This window comes from Pseudomonas sp. Os17 (assembly GCF_001547895.1).
GTDB lineage: Bacteria > Pseudomonadota > Gammaproteobacteria > Pseudomonadales > Pseudomonadaceae > Aquipseudomonas.
Map to the genome: position 1 here is coordinate 717,539 of NZ_AP014627.1, position 15,939 is coordinate 733,477.

At 66.6% G+C, this 15,939-nt stretch carries 15 protein-coding genes; 4 read left to right on the plus strand and 11 right to left on the minus strand.

The window, feature by feature from the left end; genetic code table 11:
- Positions 1-18 precede the first annotated feature (18 nt).
- The 11 genes from POS17_RS03170 to POS17_RS03220 form a co-directional block, all read right to left on the minus strand.
- Entirely contained in the window at positions 19-2,154 is a 2,136-nt protein-coding gene (locus tag POS17_RS03170; RefSeq protein WP_060837321.1) for a TonB-dependent receptor, read from the minus strand.
- A gap of 154 nt (positions 2,155-2,308) precedes the next feature.
- Positions 2,309-3,691, minus strand: a complete 1,383-nt coding sequence (locus tag POS17_RS03175; RefSeq protein WP_060837322.1) for a PepSY-associated TM helix domain-containing protein — start codon at positions 3,689-3,691, stop codon at positions 2,309-2,311.
- 99 nt (positions 3,692-3,790) lie between these two features.
- Positions 3,791-5,923 (minus strand): TonB-dependent copper receptor, encoded by a 2,133-nt coding sequence (locus POS17_RS03180; protein ID WP_060837323.1) that lies wholly within the window; start codon positions 5,921-5,923, stop codon positions 3,791-3,793.
- An 88-nt stretch (positions 5,924-6,011) separates the two neighbouring features.
- Complete coding sequence (locus POS17_RS03185; RefSeq protein WP_060837324.1) at positions 6,012-6,422, minus strand: DUF2946 domain-containing protein; 411 nt, start codon at positions 6,420-6,422, stop codon at positions 6,012-6,014.
- 57 nt (positions 6,423-6,479) lie between these two features.
- Positions 6,480-6,974 (minus strand): copper chaperone PCu(A)C, encoded by a 495-nt coding sequence (locus tag POS17_RS03190; protein ID WP_016968237.1) that lies wholly within the window; start codon positions 6,972-6,974, stop codon positions 6,480-6,482.
- 49 nt (positions 6,975-7,023) lie between these two features.
- Positions 7,024-7,422, minus strand: coding sequence for a DUF2946 domain-containing protein (locus tag POS17_RS03195; protein WP_060837325.1), 399 nt, complete (start codon positions 7,420-7,422; stop codon positions 7,024-7,026).
- 99 nt (positions 7,423-7,521) lie between these two features.
- Positions 7,522-7,812, minus strand: coding sequence for an addiction module antidote protein (locus POS17_RS03200; protein WP_060837326.1), 291 nt, complete (start codon positions 7,810-7,812; stop codon positions 7,522-7,524).
- Between the two features lie 3 nt (positions 7,813-7,815).
- Positions 7,816-8,118, minus strand: a complete 303-nt coding sequence (locus POS17_RS03205) for a type II toxin-antitoxin system RelE/ParE family toxin (RefSeq protein WP_060837327.1) — start codon at positions 8,116-8,118, stop codon at positions 7,816-7,818.
- Between the two features lie 173 nt (positions 8,119-8,291).
- The gene (locus tag POS17_RS03210; protein ID WP_060837328.1) at positions 8,292-9,020 is read right to left on the minus strand and encodes a cobalt-precorrin-6A reductase; all 729 of its coding nucleotides are present in this window, start codon (positions 9,018-9,020) and stop codon (positions 8,292-8,294) included.
- Positions 9,017-10,114 carry a cobalt-precorrin-5B (C(1))-methyltransferase gene (locus POS17_RS03215; protein WP_060837329.1) on the minus strand — a complete coding sequence of 366 codons (1,098 nt, stop codon included), beginning with the start codon at positions 10,112-10,114 and terminating at the stop codon, positions 9,017-9,019. Before POS17_RS03215 ends, POS17_RS03210 begins: the two co-directional genes overlap by 4 nt.
- A gap of 93 nt (positions 10,115-10,207) precedes the next feature.
- Complete coding sequence (locus tag POS17_RS03220) at positions 10,208-11,422, minus strand: bifunctional cobalt-precorrin-7 (C(5))-methyltransferase/cobalt-precorrin-6B (C(15))-methyltransferase (protein WP_060837330.1); 1,215 nt, start codon at positions 11,420-11,422, stop codon at positions 10,208-10,210.
- A gap of 131 nt (positions 11,423-11,553) precedes the next feature.
- Between POS17_RS03220 and cobG the strand changes: the two genes are divergently transcribed.
- From cobG to cobJ, 4 genes are read left to right on the plus strand one after another with little or no spacing between them, the layout of a single operon-like run.
- A complete protein-coding gene (cobG, locus tag POS17_RS03225) occupies positions 11,554-12,867 on the plus strand; it encodes a precorrin-3B synthase (protein WP_060837331.1) in 1,314 nt (437 codons plus the stop codon).
- Positions 12,860-13,486: a precorrin-8X methylmutase gene (locus tag POS17_RS03230; protein ID WP_060837332.1), complete on the plus strand. Its 627-nt coding sequence runs from the start codon at positions 12,860-12,862 to the stop codon at positions 13,484-13,486. The genes cobG and POS17_RS03230 overlap by 8 nt, the downstream gene beginning before the upstream one ends.
- A complete protein-coding gene (locus POS17_RS03235) occupies positions 13,486-14,217 on the plus strand; it encodes a precorrin-2 C(20)-methyltransferase (RefSeq protein WP_060837333.1) in 732 nt (243 codons plus the stop codon). Before POS17_RS03230 ends, POS17_RS03235 begins: the two co-directional genes overlap by 1 nt.
- Positions 14,217-15,923: a precorrin-3B C(17)-methyltransferase gene (gene cobJ, locus POS17_RS03240; RefSeq protein WP_060837334.1), complete on the plus strand. Its 1,707-nt coding sequence runs from the start codon at positions 14,217-14,219 to the stop codon at positions 15,921-15,923. The genes POS17_RS03235 and cobJ overlap by 1 nt, the downstream gene beginning before the upstream one ends.
- Positions 15,924-15,939: the final 16 nt, after the last annotated feature.

Sequence of the window (15,939 nt, forward strand, 5' to 3'; positions counted from 1 at the left end):
AGGGTCCGGCCGGTGCGGTTAAAAGGTGTAGTCAGCGGTGACGAACAACGAGCGCGGCTCGCCGAGTATCCATTGCTGGCCGTCATTGTATTGGCTTTGTGCGTACTGGCGGTCAAACAGGTTGTTCAATTGCAGGCCCAGGGTGGTATTGGGCAGGGCTTTCCACGACAGGTTGGCGTCGACCACGGTGTAGCTGGGCAGTTCGTTGCGGTTGGCCATATCGGCGTAGCGCGCATCCACGTAGCGCACTCCGGCGCCGGCCCGCAGGTCATCGTTGAGGGCCTTGCTCAGCCACAGGTTGGCGGTGCGGCGCGGCACGTCCACCGGGCGATTGCCATCGCGGGAGACTTGCACGCCGTTGACGTCCTGCTGGAAGTCATCGTACTGGGCACGAACGATGGCGGCGTTGGCCTGCAGTTGCCAGGCGTGGGGCAGTTGCAGCTCCAGGCTGGCTTCCAGGCCGTTGGAGGATTGTTGGCCCACTTGCTGTTTGCGGTTCGGCTCGCCGGGCACATCGGTCAGCAGCTTCTTCTTGACGATGTGGTAGGCCGCCAGGGTCCATTCGCCGCGCTGGTCCCAGAACGCCTGCTTGAGGCCGATCTCGGTCTGCCGGGCGCTGGACAGGTCGAACTGCTGCTGGCTCTTGCTCAGGGAAATCAGCCCGCCGACACCGTCGGTGCTGGTGGAGTACTGGCCGTATACCGAGGTGTCCGCAGTGACGGCGAACACCAGCCCGGCCTTCCAGTTGTTGCCGGTGAGGGTCTTGTCATCGCGCTCGTTCTTCACCAAGTCATCGCGATCGATATGCGCGTAGTCGCGGCGCACACCGCTCACCAGGGACCAGCGCTCGCTGAGTTGCAGGCGGTTTTCGGCGAACACCGACATCTGTTTGGTGGTGGTCTTGAATTGATCGCGGTAGGGGCTGTTGCTGGCGAAGTCGCCCGGTGCCGGGTGATACAGGTCCAGCGGTTGACCGTTGGTAACGCTGTCGGTGAAGGGCGAATTGCTTTTCAGGTGAAAGCGAATGCGGTTGTAGTCCACCCCGGTCAGGGTCTGGCTGTCGAGGCCGAACAGCGAGTGCCGGAGGGTGAAGGTCTGGCGGTCGCCGACCTGTTCCTGCTGGTGGCCGATACCGTAGTAACCGCTGCGGCTCAGTTGGCCGGTGGTCGGGTTGAAGTTGTAGTTCTCGGCGTTCTGCCAGCGGCGCTGTGCCTTGAGGTAGTACAGCTCGTTGCTGGCACTGAGGGTGTCGGAAATCTGCCATTCGCTGGTCAGGCGGGTCCACTGGTCGTTGTAGTGCTGCTGGTCATTGCGGATGTTGTAGTTCTTGTCCCGCAGGCTCTTGTGCAAACGCCCGTCGATCAGCGGCGTGCCGAAGTTGTTCATCGGGTTCTGGTCGCCGTAGTCGTGGGCCAGGGTGAAGGCCAGGTCGTCGCGGGCTTGCCAGCGCAGGGCGGCACTGACGAAGTCGGCGCTGGAGTCGCCGCGGTCGATCCAGCCGTTGCTGCGCTCGCGGTTGAGGTTGAGCCGGTAGCTCAGGCTGTCGTTCAGGGAGCCGCCGCTGTCCAGGGCTTGTTGCTGGCGATCGAAGGAGCCGTAGCCCAGGCGCAGGTGGTTTTCGATCGCGCCGCTGAACGGCTTTTTCGGAATGCTGTTGATCACCGCACCGGTGGCGCCTTCGCCATACAGCACCGAGGCCGGGCCACGCAGCACGTCGACCCGCTCCACCGCCCAGGTGTCCACCGGGAAGGTCACGGTGCCCATGCCGGTGTACAGGCGGTTGCCGTCATACAGCTGCATCACCGAGCTCTGCCCGGTAAAGCCCCGTGCCGACAGCGAGGTGCCGCCGTCCCCCGGGGTGCCGGTGCGGCTGATGCCGGTGCTGCGTGATACCGCATCCTGAATGCTGCGATCGCCCCGGGCGCGGATCCGTTCGCCGCTCAGGCTGTCGGTGCTGGCCGGGGTTTCCAGGGCGCTGAGGTTCAGGCGCGAACCGGCGCGGGTGGGGGTGTTCAGGCTGACGCTGTCGTCGGCCTCGCGGGTCGCAGCCGAAATGGTGCCGGTAGGCAGGGTCAGGGACGAGGCAGATGGGGCCGCTTGGGCCAGGCAGGGCAGGGCGATCAGGCAGAGGCCGGTCAGCAGGGAGTTGTTCATCGGGACGCTGAATCACTTCTTCGAGGGGGTGCCCGCAGTGGGGGGACTGCGGGCCGGGATCTTACACGTTAGCGTTATAAAGTAACATTATAACTGTGCATGGCTGAGCTGCCGGGATTCTACAGAGCCCTCTGGAACGCGCATCTCGGCTGATTCATGTTGAAGATGAAGCCGATTCAGGGCCGTGGTTGAAGCGTGACAGCAGCAGGCGATCGAGCAGCCACACGGCAACCAGCGAGGCCCCGACCAACGGAAAGGCCAGGGCCAGCAACGCCATGATCAGGATCGCGGTTTTCCATTTCGGCAGGTCATGGCGCAGCGGTGGGACGCCGAGTCGACCCTGGGGACGCCGCTTCCACCAGATGACGATGCCGCTCACGGCGCTGAGCAGGATCATCAGGCACACCACCAGCACCAGGATCTGGTTGATGCGGCCGAACATCTTGCCCTCATGCAGCATCACCCCAAGCTCGGTGGCCCGGGCCACGTTGCTGTAATGCTGCCAGCGTACGTCGGCCAGGACCTGGCCGCTGTATTGGTCGACATGCAGGGTGGCGTCGTGGCGCGGGTCATCGGCGAACACCGAAATGGTGAACACCCCGGTGGCGCTCTTGGGCAGGGTAATGCTGTAGCCCGGCGCCACCTGGCGCTGTCGAGCGATGTCCTGCACCGCTTGCAGGCTGACGCTCGGGGCCGCGGGAGCACTGTCGGCCCCGCTATGGGCCATGTGTTCGGCGTGGTCGCCGGACATCGGCATCGGCGTGTTTTCCAGCGCCCAGGGTACGGTCTGGCGCGTGGCGCTGTTGAGTGTGCGGGCCTGCTGGTCGGAGGTCGGTACATCGTTCCACATGGCCGCCGGGAAGCGGTTCCACAGGTCGGCGTACTGCTTGCCCCAGAAGCCGGTCCAGGTCATGCCGCTGAGCAGCATCAGCAGCAGGAATGCCGCGCCCCAGAAGCCCAGCACGCTGTGCAGGTCACGCCAGAACAGGCGGCCGCGGGCATTGAAGCGCGGCCATAGCACGCCGGCCGACGACTTGCCCCGGGGCCACCACAGGTACAGGCCGGACACCACCAGGACGATGCCCCAGCCCGCGGCCAGTTCCACCAGGCGGTCGCCGACGGTGCCGATCATCAGTTCGCCGTGAATGGCCCGGGCCACGGCCTGCAGGTTGCGCTTGGCATCCTGCTCGCCGAGCACGTCGCCGTGGTAGGGGTCGATGAAGACATTCAGCTCCTGCCCCTGGTCCTGCACCACGAACTGCGCACTGCGCTCGGCATCGATGGGCGGCAGGTACTGCGTGATATGGCCCCGGGGGTAGGCCGCTTGCACCCGTTGCAGCAAATCGTCGGCGCTCAGCTGGTGATGACCGGCGGGCACCTTGAGCAGGCTGGGGTACATCAGCGGGTCCAGTTGCGGCTTGAACAGGTAGATGATGCCGGTCAGGGCCAGCATCACCATGAATGGAGCCACGAACAGCCCGGCGTAGAAATGCCAGCGCCAGGCCAGGTTATAGAAAGACACGTTGGGTCGACTCATCGGGGAACGCTCCGCAGGGCAGTGGATCTTTTCTTATGGGGACTGTTCGCCGGCCAGCCAGCTCCTGTGGCGAGGAGTCGGCGTGCCGGCGAACGAGGATCAGAAGCTCAGGTCGACCTTGGTCCACAGGGTGCGCCCGGGCTCCTTGATCGCCTGGGGATCATTGGCCGGGTAGCCGAAGCCGGCGTTGCCCGCCAGGTTCAGGTGTTCGGCGTAGGCCTTGCCGAACAGGTTGTCGACCCCGGTGCTGAGCTTGAGGTTCTTGGTCACCCGGTAGGCGCCGTTGAGGGAGAACACGCCGAAGCCACCGCTCTTGCCGAAGTCCTTGCCGACCACGTTGCCCTTGTTCAGGTCGACGCGGTTTTGCGCCGCCACCACCCGCCACAAGGCCCCGGCGCTCCAGTCGTCCTGGCTGTAGGTCAGGCCGAAGCGCGCATCCAGCGGCGGCATCTGCGGCAGGGCCTTGCCATCGCTGCTGTTCTTGCCCCAGGCGTAGGCCAGGGTCGCATCGGCTTTCCAGTTGGAGGTCAGCTTGTAGGCCGCGCCCAGTTCGCCGCCCATGATTCGGGCGTCGATGTTGTCGGCCCGGGAGGTGCTCATGTTCATCATCTGGGTGTTGTAGTCGAAGAGGATGTAGTCACGCACCTGGCCGATATAGCCCGAGGCCCAGGCTTCAAGGTCTTCGCTCTGGTATTGCAGGCCGAAGTCCAGCTGAGTGGTTTTTTCCGGCTTGATCGAATCGAAGGCATTCAGCGAGCCGGCCGGGCCCATTTTCGGCGAGAACAGCTCCCAGTAGTCGGGGAAGCGCTGGGTGTGGCCAAGGCCGACGTAGAGCGTGGTCGGGCTGTCGGCCAGGTCGTGCTCGTAGCGCACGAAGCCGCTGGGCAGGGTATCGGCGCGGGTGTCGCCGGCGGTGGGGTTGGCGCGGCTCATCATTCCCGAGCCGATGCGCTCGCGATAGTCCTTGGCCGAGGCGCGGTCCAGGCGCGCGCCGGTGATCAGGCGATCACGCTCGGCGGCGTACCAGGTCAGCTCGCCGAAGGCGCCGTAGTTATGGAAGTCGGCGTCCTTGGTGCGGGGCAGTTGCTTGTAGGTGTCGATGCCGCTGCTGGCCCGGGCGCGATGCTCGTTGGTCTGGGCATCCAGGCCGCCGATCAGTTGCAGGTCGGCCCAGCGCCAGGTGGCCTTGATCCGCGCGCCGAGGGTGCGGCGGTCGACGTTGGAGGCCATGGGGCCGGCCATCATTCCGGTGCCGGACGGGGTGCGCAGGCTGTAGTTGTCCATCACGTGGTCGGCGTAGTTGTAGTAGACCTGGGCCTCGACCTTGTCCAGCACCTCGCCGAGGTTGGATTTTTCGAAACGCAGGCCCAGGCTTTCACGCTTGAACTGCGAGCCGTCCATGCCGCGCCCGGCGTAGCGGGCTTCACCGTCACCCTTGCCGGCGGTGAGCTCCAGCAGGGTGTCGGCGTCCGGGGTCCAGCCCAGGGCCACGTCACCGTTCCACTTGTCGTAGCGCGAGGCCACGGTGTCGTTGTTGCCGTCTTTGTAATCGTCGGAATGGGCGGTGTTGCCGATCACCCGCACATAGCCGAGGGGACCACCGGCGGCCGCGTCCAGGGTCTTGTCGAAACGGCCGTTGGAACCGGCCAGCAGGCTGGCGTTGACCCGGGTGCCGAGCTCGCCGAAGTGTTCCGGTTCGCGCTCGAACAGCACGGTGCCGGCCGAGGCGCCCGGGCCCCAGAGCACGGTTTGCGGGCCCTTGATCACGGTCAGGCGGTCGTAGGTTTCCGGGGAAATGTAGGACGTCGGTGCGTCCATGCGTCCGGGGCAGGCGCCGAGCATCATGCCGCCGTTGGTGAGGATGTTCAGCCGCGAGCCGAACATGCCCCGCAACACCGGGTCGCCATTGGTGCCGCCGTTGCGCACCAGGGCAAAGCCGGGAATGGTCTTCAGGTAGTCGCCGCCGTCACTGGCCGGGACCGGCTGGCGCGGGTCCTTGGGATTGGTGACCACGGTCAGCGGCGAGCTCGGGGCGACGGCGGTGATCACCGTCGGGCTCAGCTCGGTGCTGTGTTGGGCGTGCTCCATTGGCGCATCGTCGGCCAGTGCCAGGGGGCTCAGCAGGGCGCCGCAGAGTACCGCCAGAGCACGGTTGAAATGCAGGCGGGCAGGGTTCAAGGCGAAGGGCTTGAATGGCTGGGCAACGCCCAGGCGAGAGTCAGCAGAAAACATAGATGTTCCATCGATCAGTCTTGAATGACACGGCCGCGGGTACGCGCCTGTCGCGCTGACAGCCGGCCGTGTGAGATGAGCAGGGGACTCAGACGAGGATCGGTGGGGCGCGAGTCAGGGCGCCGGGGAACACGGTCTGCCGGGCGTGGCCCAGGCGCGTGGCGGGGATCAGGAAACCGCTGGTGGGTGTGGTCGCCAGTGCGGCGAACGACAGGCCCGAAGGCAGTGCCGGGCAGTTGAACAGCAGGCTGCAATAGCCGCACTTTTCCCAGAGCACATGCTGCTCGCCCTGGGACTTGCCCTGTTGGGCGTGATGCGGGCTTTCACCGTGACAGCCGGGCGCGCCGTCGCCCATGTCCATGGCGGAGGACATGTTCATCGGCGTGGTGTGATCCATCGGCATCGACTGGGAAATCAGCGGGCCGATAAAGATCATCAACATGGCGAACAGGCTGATCCAGCTGCCGCGTCGAACTCTCCGGGAGTTGCGACGCGGCACGGACCGCCCGCGGCCAGGCGCGTGCGGGGCGTTCACGGTCGAAGGGCCGGTCAGGGCTTACTGGTCGTGCATATGCCCTTGCATGGCGTCGGGGGCCTGCTTCTGCACGGCGACCTCAACCGTGACATTGCCGGACTTCTCGAAGTGCAGGGTCAGGGGGAAGCGCTTGCCGTCGCTGAGCAGGCTGCGATCCTTGAGCTCCATCAACATCACGTGGTAGCCCATGGGCGCGAAGGTCACCTCGCCACCGGCGGGAACCGCGACCTTGGGCACCTGCTGCATCTTCATCATGTCGCCCTGCTTGACGTGCTCATGCAGCTCGGCCCGACCGGCGATCGGCGAGTCGACACTGAGCAGGGTGTCGGCGTTCTTGCCCGGGTTGTGCACCACGAAGTACGCGGCCACGGTCGGCGCGTTCGGCGGCAGTTCCTGGGACCAGGGATGGGCGATCTGCAATTCGCCGGCCTTGTAGTCATGGGCGTTGGCGAAGCAGGCAGGCAGCAGCAGAGCGGCCAGGAGCAGGGATTGCTTGACCAGGGATGGTTGAGACATGGCAGTTCTCCAGAACGATTCAAAGACGCAGATCACTTGCGAAACGGAATCATGCCAGAGGCGGTGCACCGGGGTTCAGGCTGGGCCATTGCTGGCGCAGGGTGAGCAGTTCGATCTTCGGTTGCGGCGCGCCCGGCTGGGCGGCGAAACGCATGAAGTTCAGCGGATGAGCATGGCCGGGCAGGGCCACCAGGGGCGCCGAGCCGGAGCAGCACCAGCAGTGCTGCATGTTCGAGTGGTCGTCGTTCTGCGGAGCTTTCTGTTCAAGCTTGCCCAAGGCAATGGCTTGCAGCTTGGTGCCGCTGGCGGAACAGAAACTGCCCCACAGCAGTTGCTCGTCCAGTCCCGCATCGCTGCGCTGCATGGCCCCGGAAAGCGGCATGGCAAGCATGTTGAACAGCACTGCGAAGCAGGCGATCCAGGCAAATGCGAGCCGTTGTCGGGACATGGGGACGATCCGTCGGTTGAGCGATCAGGCGGGTATTTAGCCTGATCGCCGTGGATAAGTAAAAAAGCAGCGTATGCGGTGTGGTGTCGCAGTGCCAGTTCAGGCCGGGCTGACGTGGAGCTTGAGCCCGAGCGCTTTCATGACCTTGATGATAGTTGCGAACTCGGGATTGCCCTGGCTGCCCAGGGCCTTGTACAGGCTCTCGCGGCCCAGGCCGGTATCGCGGGCGATCTGGGTCATGCCGCGGGCGCGGGCGATATCGTTGAGGGCGGCGCGGATCAGCTTGCCGTCGCCGATGTCTTCCTCGAAGCAGGCGTCGAGGTAGGCGACCATGTCTTCAGGGGTCTTGAGGTACTCCGCCGCGTCGAAGCGGGTGACTGGGGTGTGCATGTTTCAACCCTCGCTCTTGAGGTCGTGGGCCAGTTGCCTGGCGCGTTGGATATCGCGTCTCTGGGTGTTCTTGTCACCGCCGATCAACAACAGGTAGATCACCGTGCCCCGGCGCGAGAAGTACACCCGGTAGCCGGGACCACGATGGATGCGCATCTCGTAGACGCCTCCACCCAGTGCTTCGCAGTCGCCGAATCGGCCCAGTTGGGCGGCGCGGATCCTGGCCAGTACACGGGTTTTGCCTTGCGGATCCTTCAGGTGCAGGAGCCAGCGGCTGAACTCCAGGGTCTGCTCGAAGACGTACATGGCGAATGTATTCCTTGGGATACAGCGTGGCAACCCATTTGCCCGCCTAGAGCTCAATCAGGCGACGAGCGGAGCCGGCGCCATTGAGACTGTCCAAGGAGGCTAAAGCATGGGGTTGGTAGCGCGCTGCCAGGGGCTTCCCAAGTGTCTGTGGGGCACGGAGGTTTTGCCTGTCAGGTTTTGTCCGGCGAGTGCAGGGCCTGCAGCAACTCGGTCACGCTGGCAAAGTGGCGGTCGGCCTCGGGCAGCTTTGGGCGCTTGAGCACCAGCACCGGTATGCCCCGCTCACGTGCCACCTCCAGCTTGGGCTCGGTGGCGCTGCTGCCGCTGTTCTTGCTGATCAGCACATCGATGTCCCGACGTGCGAACAGTTGGCGCTCGTCTTCGATCAGGAAAGGCCCACGGGCACCGATGACTTCGCAACGCTCGTTGCCGGGGCAGCTTTCCAGGGCGCGCAGGGTCCAGAACTGCCCCGCAGGAATCTCGTTCAGATGCTGCAACGGCTCGCGGCCCAGGGTGAACAGCGGCCGCTTGAAGGGCCGCAGGGCCTCGACCAATGCCTCCCAGCCGGCGATCTCGCGCCAGTCATCGCCCGGTTGCGGCTGCCAGGCCGGGCGCCGCAAGGCCCAGCAAGGCACGGCTGCGTGCTGTGCCGCAGCCACGGCATTGGCGCTGATCTGCGCCGCGTAGGGGTGGGTGGCATCCAGCAGGAGGCCAATGCGTTGTTCGCGGATAAAGCGCGCCAGGCCCTCGGCACCGCCGTAGCCGCCCACCCGCACCTGGCACTTGAGGTCGCTGGGCACCCGACCGACCCCGGCCAGGCTGTAGATATGTTCAGGGCCCAGGGTACGGGCGATGGCCAGGGCCTCGGTGACCCCGCCCAGCAGCAGGATGCGGCTCATGACAAGACTCCGGCGTGGCCAACGATGCCGCCCTGGCGGTCGATGGCGAAGACTTCCACCTGGACCTGGGCCGGCACCACGCTGCGGGCGAAGTCCAGGGCGTGCCGGCACACCGCGTCGCCCAGGGCGATCCCGGCGGCGCTGGCCATGGCCAGCGCCTGCTGGCTGGTATTGGCTGCGCGGATGGCCTGTTGCAGCTCGGCTCCGGCGCCCACCGCGGCGGCCCATTGCGCCAGTTGCGGCAGGTCGATGCTGGAATGGCGGCTGTGCAGGTCCATGTGTCCGGCGGCCAGCTTGCTGATCTTGCCGAAGCCACCGCACAGGCTGAGTTTATCCACAGGCACTTTGCGCAGGTGCTTGAGCACCGCGCCGACAAAGTCGCCCATTTCGATCAGGGCGATTTCCGGCAGGTTGTAGACCCGGCGCATGGTGTCTTCGCTGGCGTTGCCGGTGCAGGCGGCAATGTGCAGGTAGCCGTTGGTCTTGGCCACGTCGATGCCCTGGTGGATCGAGGCGATATAGGCCGCGCAGGAGAAGGGCCGGACAATGCCGCTGGTGCCCAGGATCGACAGCCCGCCGAGAATCCCCAGGCGTGGGTTCATGGTTTTCAGGGCCAGTTCGGCGCCGCCCTCGACATTCACCGTGACTTCGAAACCGCCGGTGTAGGCGTGTTCCTCGGCAAGCCGTTGCAGGTGCTCGCTGATCATCCGGCGTGGCACCGGGTTGATCGCCGGTTCGCCCACCGCCAGCACCAGGCCGGGGCGGGTCACAGTGCCCACGCCCTGGCCGGCGACAAAGCGGATTCCCGGCTCGCGGGTCAGGCGCACCTGGGAGTAGAGCAGGGCGCCGTGGGTCACGTCCGGGTCGTCGCCGGCATCCTTGAGGGTCCCGGCTTCGGCGCCCTCGGCGGTGCGGCGGCAGAACTCCAGGCGCATCTGCACCTGCTTGCCCTTGGGCAGGACGATCTCCACCGCATCGGCGTTGACGCCCCCCAGCAGCAGGCGCGCGGCGGCCAGGCTGGTGGCGGTGGCGCAACTGCCGGTGGTCAGGCCGCTGCGCAGGGGCGCGGGCTGTTCCGCTGTTTCCTCACGCATGCCCTTGCTCCCGTAGGAGCGAGCTTGCTCGCGAAGGGCGCGCTGCGGTCTCTTTGCTGGACGCTTTTGCGGGCAAGCCCGCTCCCGCAAGGTTCATGGCAGGTCCAGGGGTTTGTGCAGGTCCAGCAGGGTGATCGGCAGGGCCTGGCGCCAGGTATCGAATTCCCCCAGGGGCTGGGCCTGGGCGATATGGATGCGGGTCAGCTCACCGCCGTGCGTCTGGCGCCAGTGCATCAGGGTCATTTCACTTTGCAGGGTCACGGCGTTGGCCACCAGGCGTCCGCCGGGCTTGAGCCGTTCCCAGCAGGTTTGCAGCACGCCTTCGCGGGTCACTCCGCCGCCGATGAACACCGCATCGGGGCGCTCCAGCCCGGCCAGGGCCTGGGGCGCGCTGCCGCGAATCAGCTGCAGCCCGGGCACGCCGAGCACGTCGCGGTTGTATTCGATCAACTGCTGGCGGCCATCGTCGGCTTCGATGGCCAGGGCTCGACAACTGGGGTGAGCGCGCATCCATTCGATGCCGATGGAGCCGCTGCCGGCGCCCACATCCCAGAGCAGCTCGCCAGGCACCGGGGCCAGGCGGGCCAGGGTGATGGCGCGCACGTCACGCTTGGTCAACTGGCCGTCGTGGCGGAAGGCCGAGTCCGGCAGGCCGGCCAGTCGGGACAGTTGCGGCGTATCCGCTGCCGCCCGGCATTCGATGGCCAGCAGATTGAGGTCGGCCAGCGCCGGATCGCTCCAGTCATCGGCGGTGCTGTCCAGGCGCCGTTCCAGGGGGCCGCCCAGGTGCTCCAGCACCGTCAGGCGACTCGGACCGAAACCGCGTTCGCGCAGTAGGCCGGCGATCGCCGCCGGGCTGTAGCGGTCATTGCTCAGCACCAGCAGGCGCACGCCGCTGGACAGCTGGGCATTGAGCGCGGCAATCGGCCGTGCCACCACCGACAGCGTGACCACGTCCTGCAGCGCCCAGCCCAGGCGAGCCGCGGCCAGGGAATAGGAAGAGGGGAAGGACACCACCTGCAACTCGTCGGCCGGCAGTTGCCGGGCCAGGCTGGCCCCTACGCCGAACAGCATCGGATCGCCGCTGGCCAGCACGCAGACCGGCGTTCCGCGCAGACTCAACAGCGGTTCCAGGGAAAACGGGCTGGGCCACAACTGGCGCTCGCCGCGGATGCAGGCCGGCAGCAGATCCAGCTGACGCTGGCCGCCGACGATCCGTGAAGCGCCCAGCAGGGCGTGGCGGGCATTCCTGCCCAGCCCCTTGAAGCCGTCTTCACCGATTCCCACTACTGTCAGCCAGGGCGACATCTATATTCCTCAAACCTAAGGTTCCGACCGGCAGGCTTTTCATGCCTTCGGACAAAGCAGGCATAATACCGCGCCTTCGCTGACGAAGCGCTTTTCCCACACTGCCGGTTGCCCCTTTGAACGAACGCCCGATGTCCACCGCCATCCGCCCCTCGGCCTGCCCGGGATTGCTGCGCATCGTCCCGGCGCTGGACGGCGGCATCTGCCGGATCAAGCTGGCGGGCGGGGTCATCAGCGCCGCCCAGGCCAGGGCGGTGGCCGAGGCGGCGCAGGCCTATGCCGGCGGCGTGATCGAGGCCACCAACCGCGCCAACCTGCAGATTCGCGGGATCGGTGTCGAGCATCAGGCGCTGATCGATGCACTCCTGGCGGCGGGCCTGGGGCCGACCACCGCCGCCGGCGACGATGTCCGCAACCTGATGCTCAGCCCCGGCGCCGGCATCGACCGGCAAATGCTGATGGACACCCGGCCCCTGGCCGGGCAGATCCTGGCGACCTTGCAGAGTCACCCGCGCTTCCATGAACTGTCGGCCAAGTTCGCCGTGCAGCTCGATGGCGGCGAAGCCCTGGCCATGCTCGAACATCACCACGATCTGTGGCTGGCGGCGGTTGTGCATGACGGGCAGTTGCTGCTGGCCTTCGGCCTGGCCGGCAGTCCTGTGGATAAACCCCTGGCGGCGGTGCCCGAGGCCCAGGGCCATGAACTGCTGGTGGCGGTGCTGGAGCTGTTTCTCGAACTGGCCACCCCCGAGCAGACGCGGATGCGCCACCTGTTGGCGCAGATGCCGGTGGCGGATTTTCTCGCCCGACTGAACCTGCGCCTGAGCAGTCCCTTGCTGAACATCGATGGCTGGCAGCGTCCAGCTGCGGTTGCAGGGCTGCACCTGGGAACTTATCCACAGCGCGAGGGCGACCGGGTCTATGTCGGCGCGGTCGCGCCCCTGGGGCGCCTCGATCCCGTCATGCTCAAGGGCGCCGCGCAACTGGCCGAGCAGTACGGCGACGCCAGCCTGCGTTTCACGCCCTGGCAGAGCCTGTTGCTGCCGGGCATTGCTCCGGCGGATGCCGCCACCGTCACCGCCCGCCTGGAGCAATTGGGCCTGTTGTGCAGTGTTCGACAGTCCCTGGCCCACCTGATTGCCTGCACCGGCTCCAGTGGCTGCGGCAAGGCCCTGGCCGACACCAAGGGCGACGCGCTTGAGCTGGCGCAACTGCTGCAGCGCCACGGCCGGCAGGCGGCCGTGCACCTGTCGGGCTGCTCCCGTTCCTGCGCTGCCGCCCATGTGGCGCCGGCCACCCTGCTGGCGCTGGCCCCAGGGCGCTACGACTTGTATTTACGCGATGCAGCGCAGCCGGGGTTCGGCACGCTGCACGCACGCAACCTTTCTATTGCAGCGGCAGAGGCCCTGCTTGATGCCCGCCTACGGAGCTCCCTAGATGATTGATTACATCCGCGACGGTCAGGAGATCTATCGCAACTCCTTCGCGATCATTCGCGAAGAAGCCAAGCTGGATCGCATTCCGGCCGACCTGGAAAAACTCGCGGTTCGGGTGATCCACGCCTGCGGCATGGTGGAGGCCATCGACGGCCTGCAATTCTCCGCGGGCGCCGGCAAGGCCGGGCGTGATGCCCTGGCCGCCGGGGCACCGATCCTCTGCGATGCACGGATGGTCTCTGAAGGCATTACCCGGGCACGCTTGCCGGCCAACAACAAAGTGATCTGCACCCTGCGCGATGACAGTGTCCCGGAGCTGGCCCGAGAGCTGGGCAACACCCGTTCGGCGGCGGCCCTGGAACTCTGGCGTCCGCACCTGGAAGGCAGCGTGGTGGTGATCGGCAATGCCCCCACCGCGCTGTTCTACCTGTTGGAAATGCTCGATGCCGGCGCGCCGAAACCGGCGCTGATCCTCGGCTTCCCGGTGGGCTTCGTCGGCGCCGCCGAATCCAAGGCCATGCTCGCCGCCGACAGCCGTGGCGTGCCGTTCGTGATCATGCAGGGGCGCCTGGGCGGCAGTGCCATGGCCGCCGCCGCCGTCAATGCCCTGGCCACGGAGGTCGAATGATGCAGCAACCCGGACGTTTGATCGGCCTTGGCGTGGGCCCCGGTGATCCGGAACTGATCACCCTCAAGGCCTTGCGCCTGCTGCGCGAATCGCCGGTGGTGGCGTATTTCGTGGCCAAGGGCAAGAAAGGCAATGCCTTCGGCATCATCGAGGAGCATTTGCAGGACGCCCAGACCCTGCTGCCACTGGTGTACCCGGTGACCACCGAAGTGCTGCCGGCGCCGCTGTCCTACGAGCAAGTGATCAGCGATTTCTACGACGGCGCCAGCCAGGAGCTGGCGCTGCACCTGGATGCCGGCCGCGACGTGGCGGTGATCTGCGAGGGCGACCCGTTCTTCTACGGCTCCTACATGTACCTGCACGACCGCCTGGCCGAGCGTTACCAGGCCGAAGTGGTGCCGGGGGTGTGTTCGATGCTGGGCGGCGCCTCGGTGCTGGGCGCGCCCCTGGTGTATCGCAACCAGAGCCTATCGGTGCTTTCGGGCGTGCTGCCCCATGAGGAGCTCAAGCGGCGCCTGGCGGATGCCGATGCGGCGGTGGTGATGAAGCTGGGGCGCAACTTCCCCAAGGTGCGCCAGGTCCTGGAAGAACTGGGGCTGGCGCAGCGGGCGCTGTACGTCGAGCGCGCCACCATGGCCAACCAGAAGATCGTGCCGCTGGATGAAGTGGAGCCGATGTCCTCGCCGTATTTCTCGTTGATCATCGTGCCCGGCGAAAGGTGGCAAGGCTGATGGCCCGTTCAATTCCGGCCATCGTCATCCTGGGCCAAGGCAGCCTCGACACCGCGCGGCAGATCCAGCGGCTGTACCCCGATTCGTTGATCCACGGTCTGGCGGAACGGGTCGAAGGCGCCGATCGGATCTACCACGAATTCGGCGCGACGCTGCGCCAGCTGTATCAACAGGACACGCCGATCATCGCCCTATGCGCGGCCGGCATCGTCATCCGCACCCTGGCCCCGCTGCTGCTGGAAAAGGGTGCCGAGCCGCCAGTGCTGGCCGTTGCCGAGGACGGCAGCGCCGTGGTGCCGCTGCTGGGTGGCCTGGGCGGGGTCAACGTCATGGCCCGGGAAATAGCCGCCGGCCTTGGCGTGGCCGCGGCCATTACCACCAGCGGTGAACTGCGCTTTGGCACCTGCCTGCTGAACCCGCCCAGCGGCTATGCCCTGGGGGATCTGGAACTGGGCAAGCGCTTCGTCTCCGATCTGCTGGGTGGCGAGAGCGTGCGTATCGAAGGCGCCGCGCCCTGGCTGGCTGCGGCCAAGCTGCCCGAGAACGATCAGGCCCGCCTGACCATCCGCGTCGGTTCCGCCGAGCGCGAACCGGCGGCCAACGAACTGCTGATCTACCCCCGCAGTGTCCTGGTGGCCTGTCGTGGGCCAAGCGACGCGGGCCTTGTCACGTCCATCCGCCAGGCCCTGCATCAGGCGCGCATCGCCGTGCAGTCCCTAGCCTGCCTGCTGGCCGCCGACAGCGACATGGCCGACCGCGGCCTGCACCAGGCGGCTGACGAGCTGGGGGTGCCGCTGCGCTTTCTGCCCGCCACCGGCAGCGTCGCCGAGCTGGCGCAACAGGCCGTGCCGCAATTGCTGCCGCCGCTGAAGGTGGGTGACGACCTCGCCATCGCCGTGGCCAACCAGCCCCTGGACCCCGAACAGATCGGCCGGTCCCGTGGGCGCCTGGCGGTGATCGGCCTTGGCCCCGGCGCAGCCGAACTCATGGTGCCGGCGGTAAAAGCCGAACTGGCCCGGGCCAACGACATCCTGGGGTATGAAACCTACGTGCGCATGGCCGGTCCGTTCCGCGCCGATCAGGTCATGCACTGCACCGACAACCGTGAAGAAATGCAGCGCGCCCGCCATGCGTTCGAACTGGCGGCCCAGGGCCGTTCGGTGGTGGTGGTGTCGTCCGGTGATCCTGGGGTGTTCGCCATGGCCGCGGCGGTGCTCGAAGCCCTGCACGAATCCAGCGACCCGGCGTGGCACCGCGTGGACCTGGAAATCCTTCCCGGGGTTTCCGCGTCCCTGGCCACTGCCGCCCAGGCCGGCGCGCCGCTGGGGCATGACTTCTGCGTGCTGTCGCTGTCGGACAACCTCAAGCCTTGGGACATCATCGAGAAGCGCCTGGACCTCGCTTCCCAGGCCGATCTGGCGCTGGCCTTCTACAACCCGATCTCCCGCTCGCGGCCCTGGCAACTGGGCCGGGCCCTGGAGATCGTGCGCCAGCACCGCACGCCTCACACCCCGGTGGTGCTGGGACGGGATATCGGTCGTCCGGGGCAGACCCTGCGGGTCATCACCCTGGGCGAGCTGACCCCGGAGCAGGTGGACATGCGCACCATGGTGCTGGTGGGGTCTTCCACCACCTGCGTGTTCCCCCGGGCCGAGGGCGGCGAGTGGGTCTACACCCCGCGCTGGTACGGCCATAAACCCGTGTAGGAGCCGGCTTGCCGGC

What these genes read in the sequence shown, in the direction of transcription:
- cobG (WP_060837331.1), top strand. Translation starts at nt 11,554, where the DNA reads ATGTCCACCGCCATCCGCCCCTCGGCCTGCCCGGGATTGCTGCGCATC.
- POS17_RS03230 (WP_060837332.1), top strand. Translation starts at nt 12,860, where the DNA reads ATGATTGATTACATCCGCGACGGTCAGGAGATCTATCGCAACTCCTTC.
- cobJ (WP_060837334.1), top strand. Translation starts at nt 14,217, where the DNA reads ATGGCCCGTTCAATTCCGGCCATCGTCATCCTGGGCCAAGGCAGCCTC.
- POS17_RS03235 (WP_060837333.1), top strand. Translation starts at nt 13,486, where the DNA reads ATGCAGCAACCCGGACGTTTGATCGGCCTTGGCGTGGGCCCCGGTGAT.
- POS17_RS03180 (WP_060837323.1), bottom strand. Translation starts at nt 5,923, where the DNA reads ATGTTTTCTGCTGACTCTCGCCTGGGCGTTGCCCAGCCATTCAAGCCC.
- POS17_RS03210 (WP_060837328.1), bottom strand. Translation starts at nt 9,020, where the DNA reads ATGAGCCGCATCCTGCTGCTGGGCGGGGTCACCGAGGCCCTGGCCATC.
- POS17_RS03195 (WP_060837325.1), bottom strand. Translation starts at nt 7,422, where the DNA reads ATGTCCCGACAACGGCTCGCATTTGCCTGGATCGCCTGCTTCGCAGTG.
- POS17_RS03215 (WP_060837329.1), bottom strand. Translation starts at nt 10,114, where the DNA reads ATGCGTGAGGAAACAGCGGAACAGCCCGCGCCCCTGCGCAGCGGCCTG.
- POS17_RS03190 (WP_016968237.1), bottom strand. Translation starts at nt 6,974, where the DNA reads ATGTCTCAACCATCCCTGGTCAAGCAATCCCTGCTCCTGGCCGCTCTG.
- POS17_RS03170 (WP_060837321.1), bottom strand. Translation starts at nt 2,154, where the DNA reads ATGAACAACTCCCTGCTGACCGGCCTCTGCCTGATCGCCCTGCCCTGC.
- POS17_RS03220 (WP_060837330.1), bottom strand. Translation starts at nt 11,422, where the DNA reads ATGTCGCCCTGGCTGACAGTAGTGGGAATCGGTGAAGACGGCTTCAAG.
- POS17_RS03200 (WP_060837326.1), bottom strand. Translation starts at nt 7,812, where the DNA reads ATGCACACCCCAGTCACCCGCTTCGACGCGGCGGAGTACCTCAAGACC.
- POS17_RS03175 (WP_060837322.1), bottom strand. Translation starts at nt 3,691, where the DNA reads ATGAGTCGACCCAACGTGTCTTTCTATAACCTGGCCTGGCGCTGGCAT.
- POS17_RS03205 (WP_060837327.1), bottom strand. Translation starts at nt 8,118, where the DNA reads ATGTACGTCTTCGAGCAGACCCTGGAGTTCAGCCGCTGGCTCCTGCAC.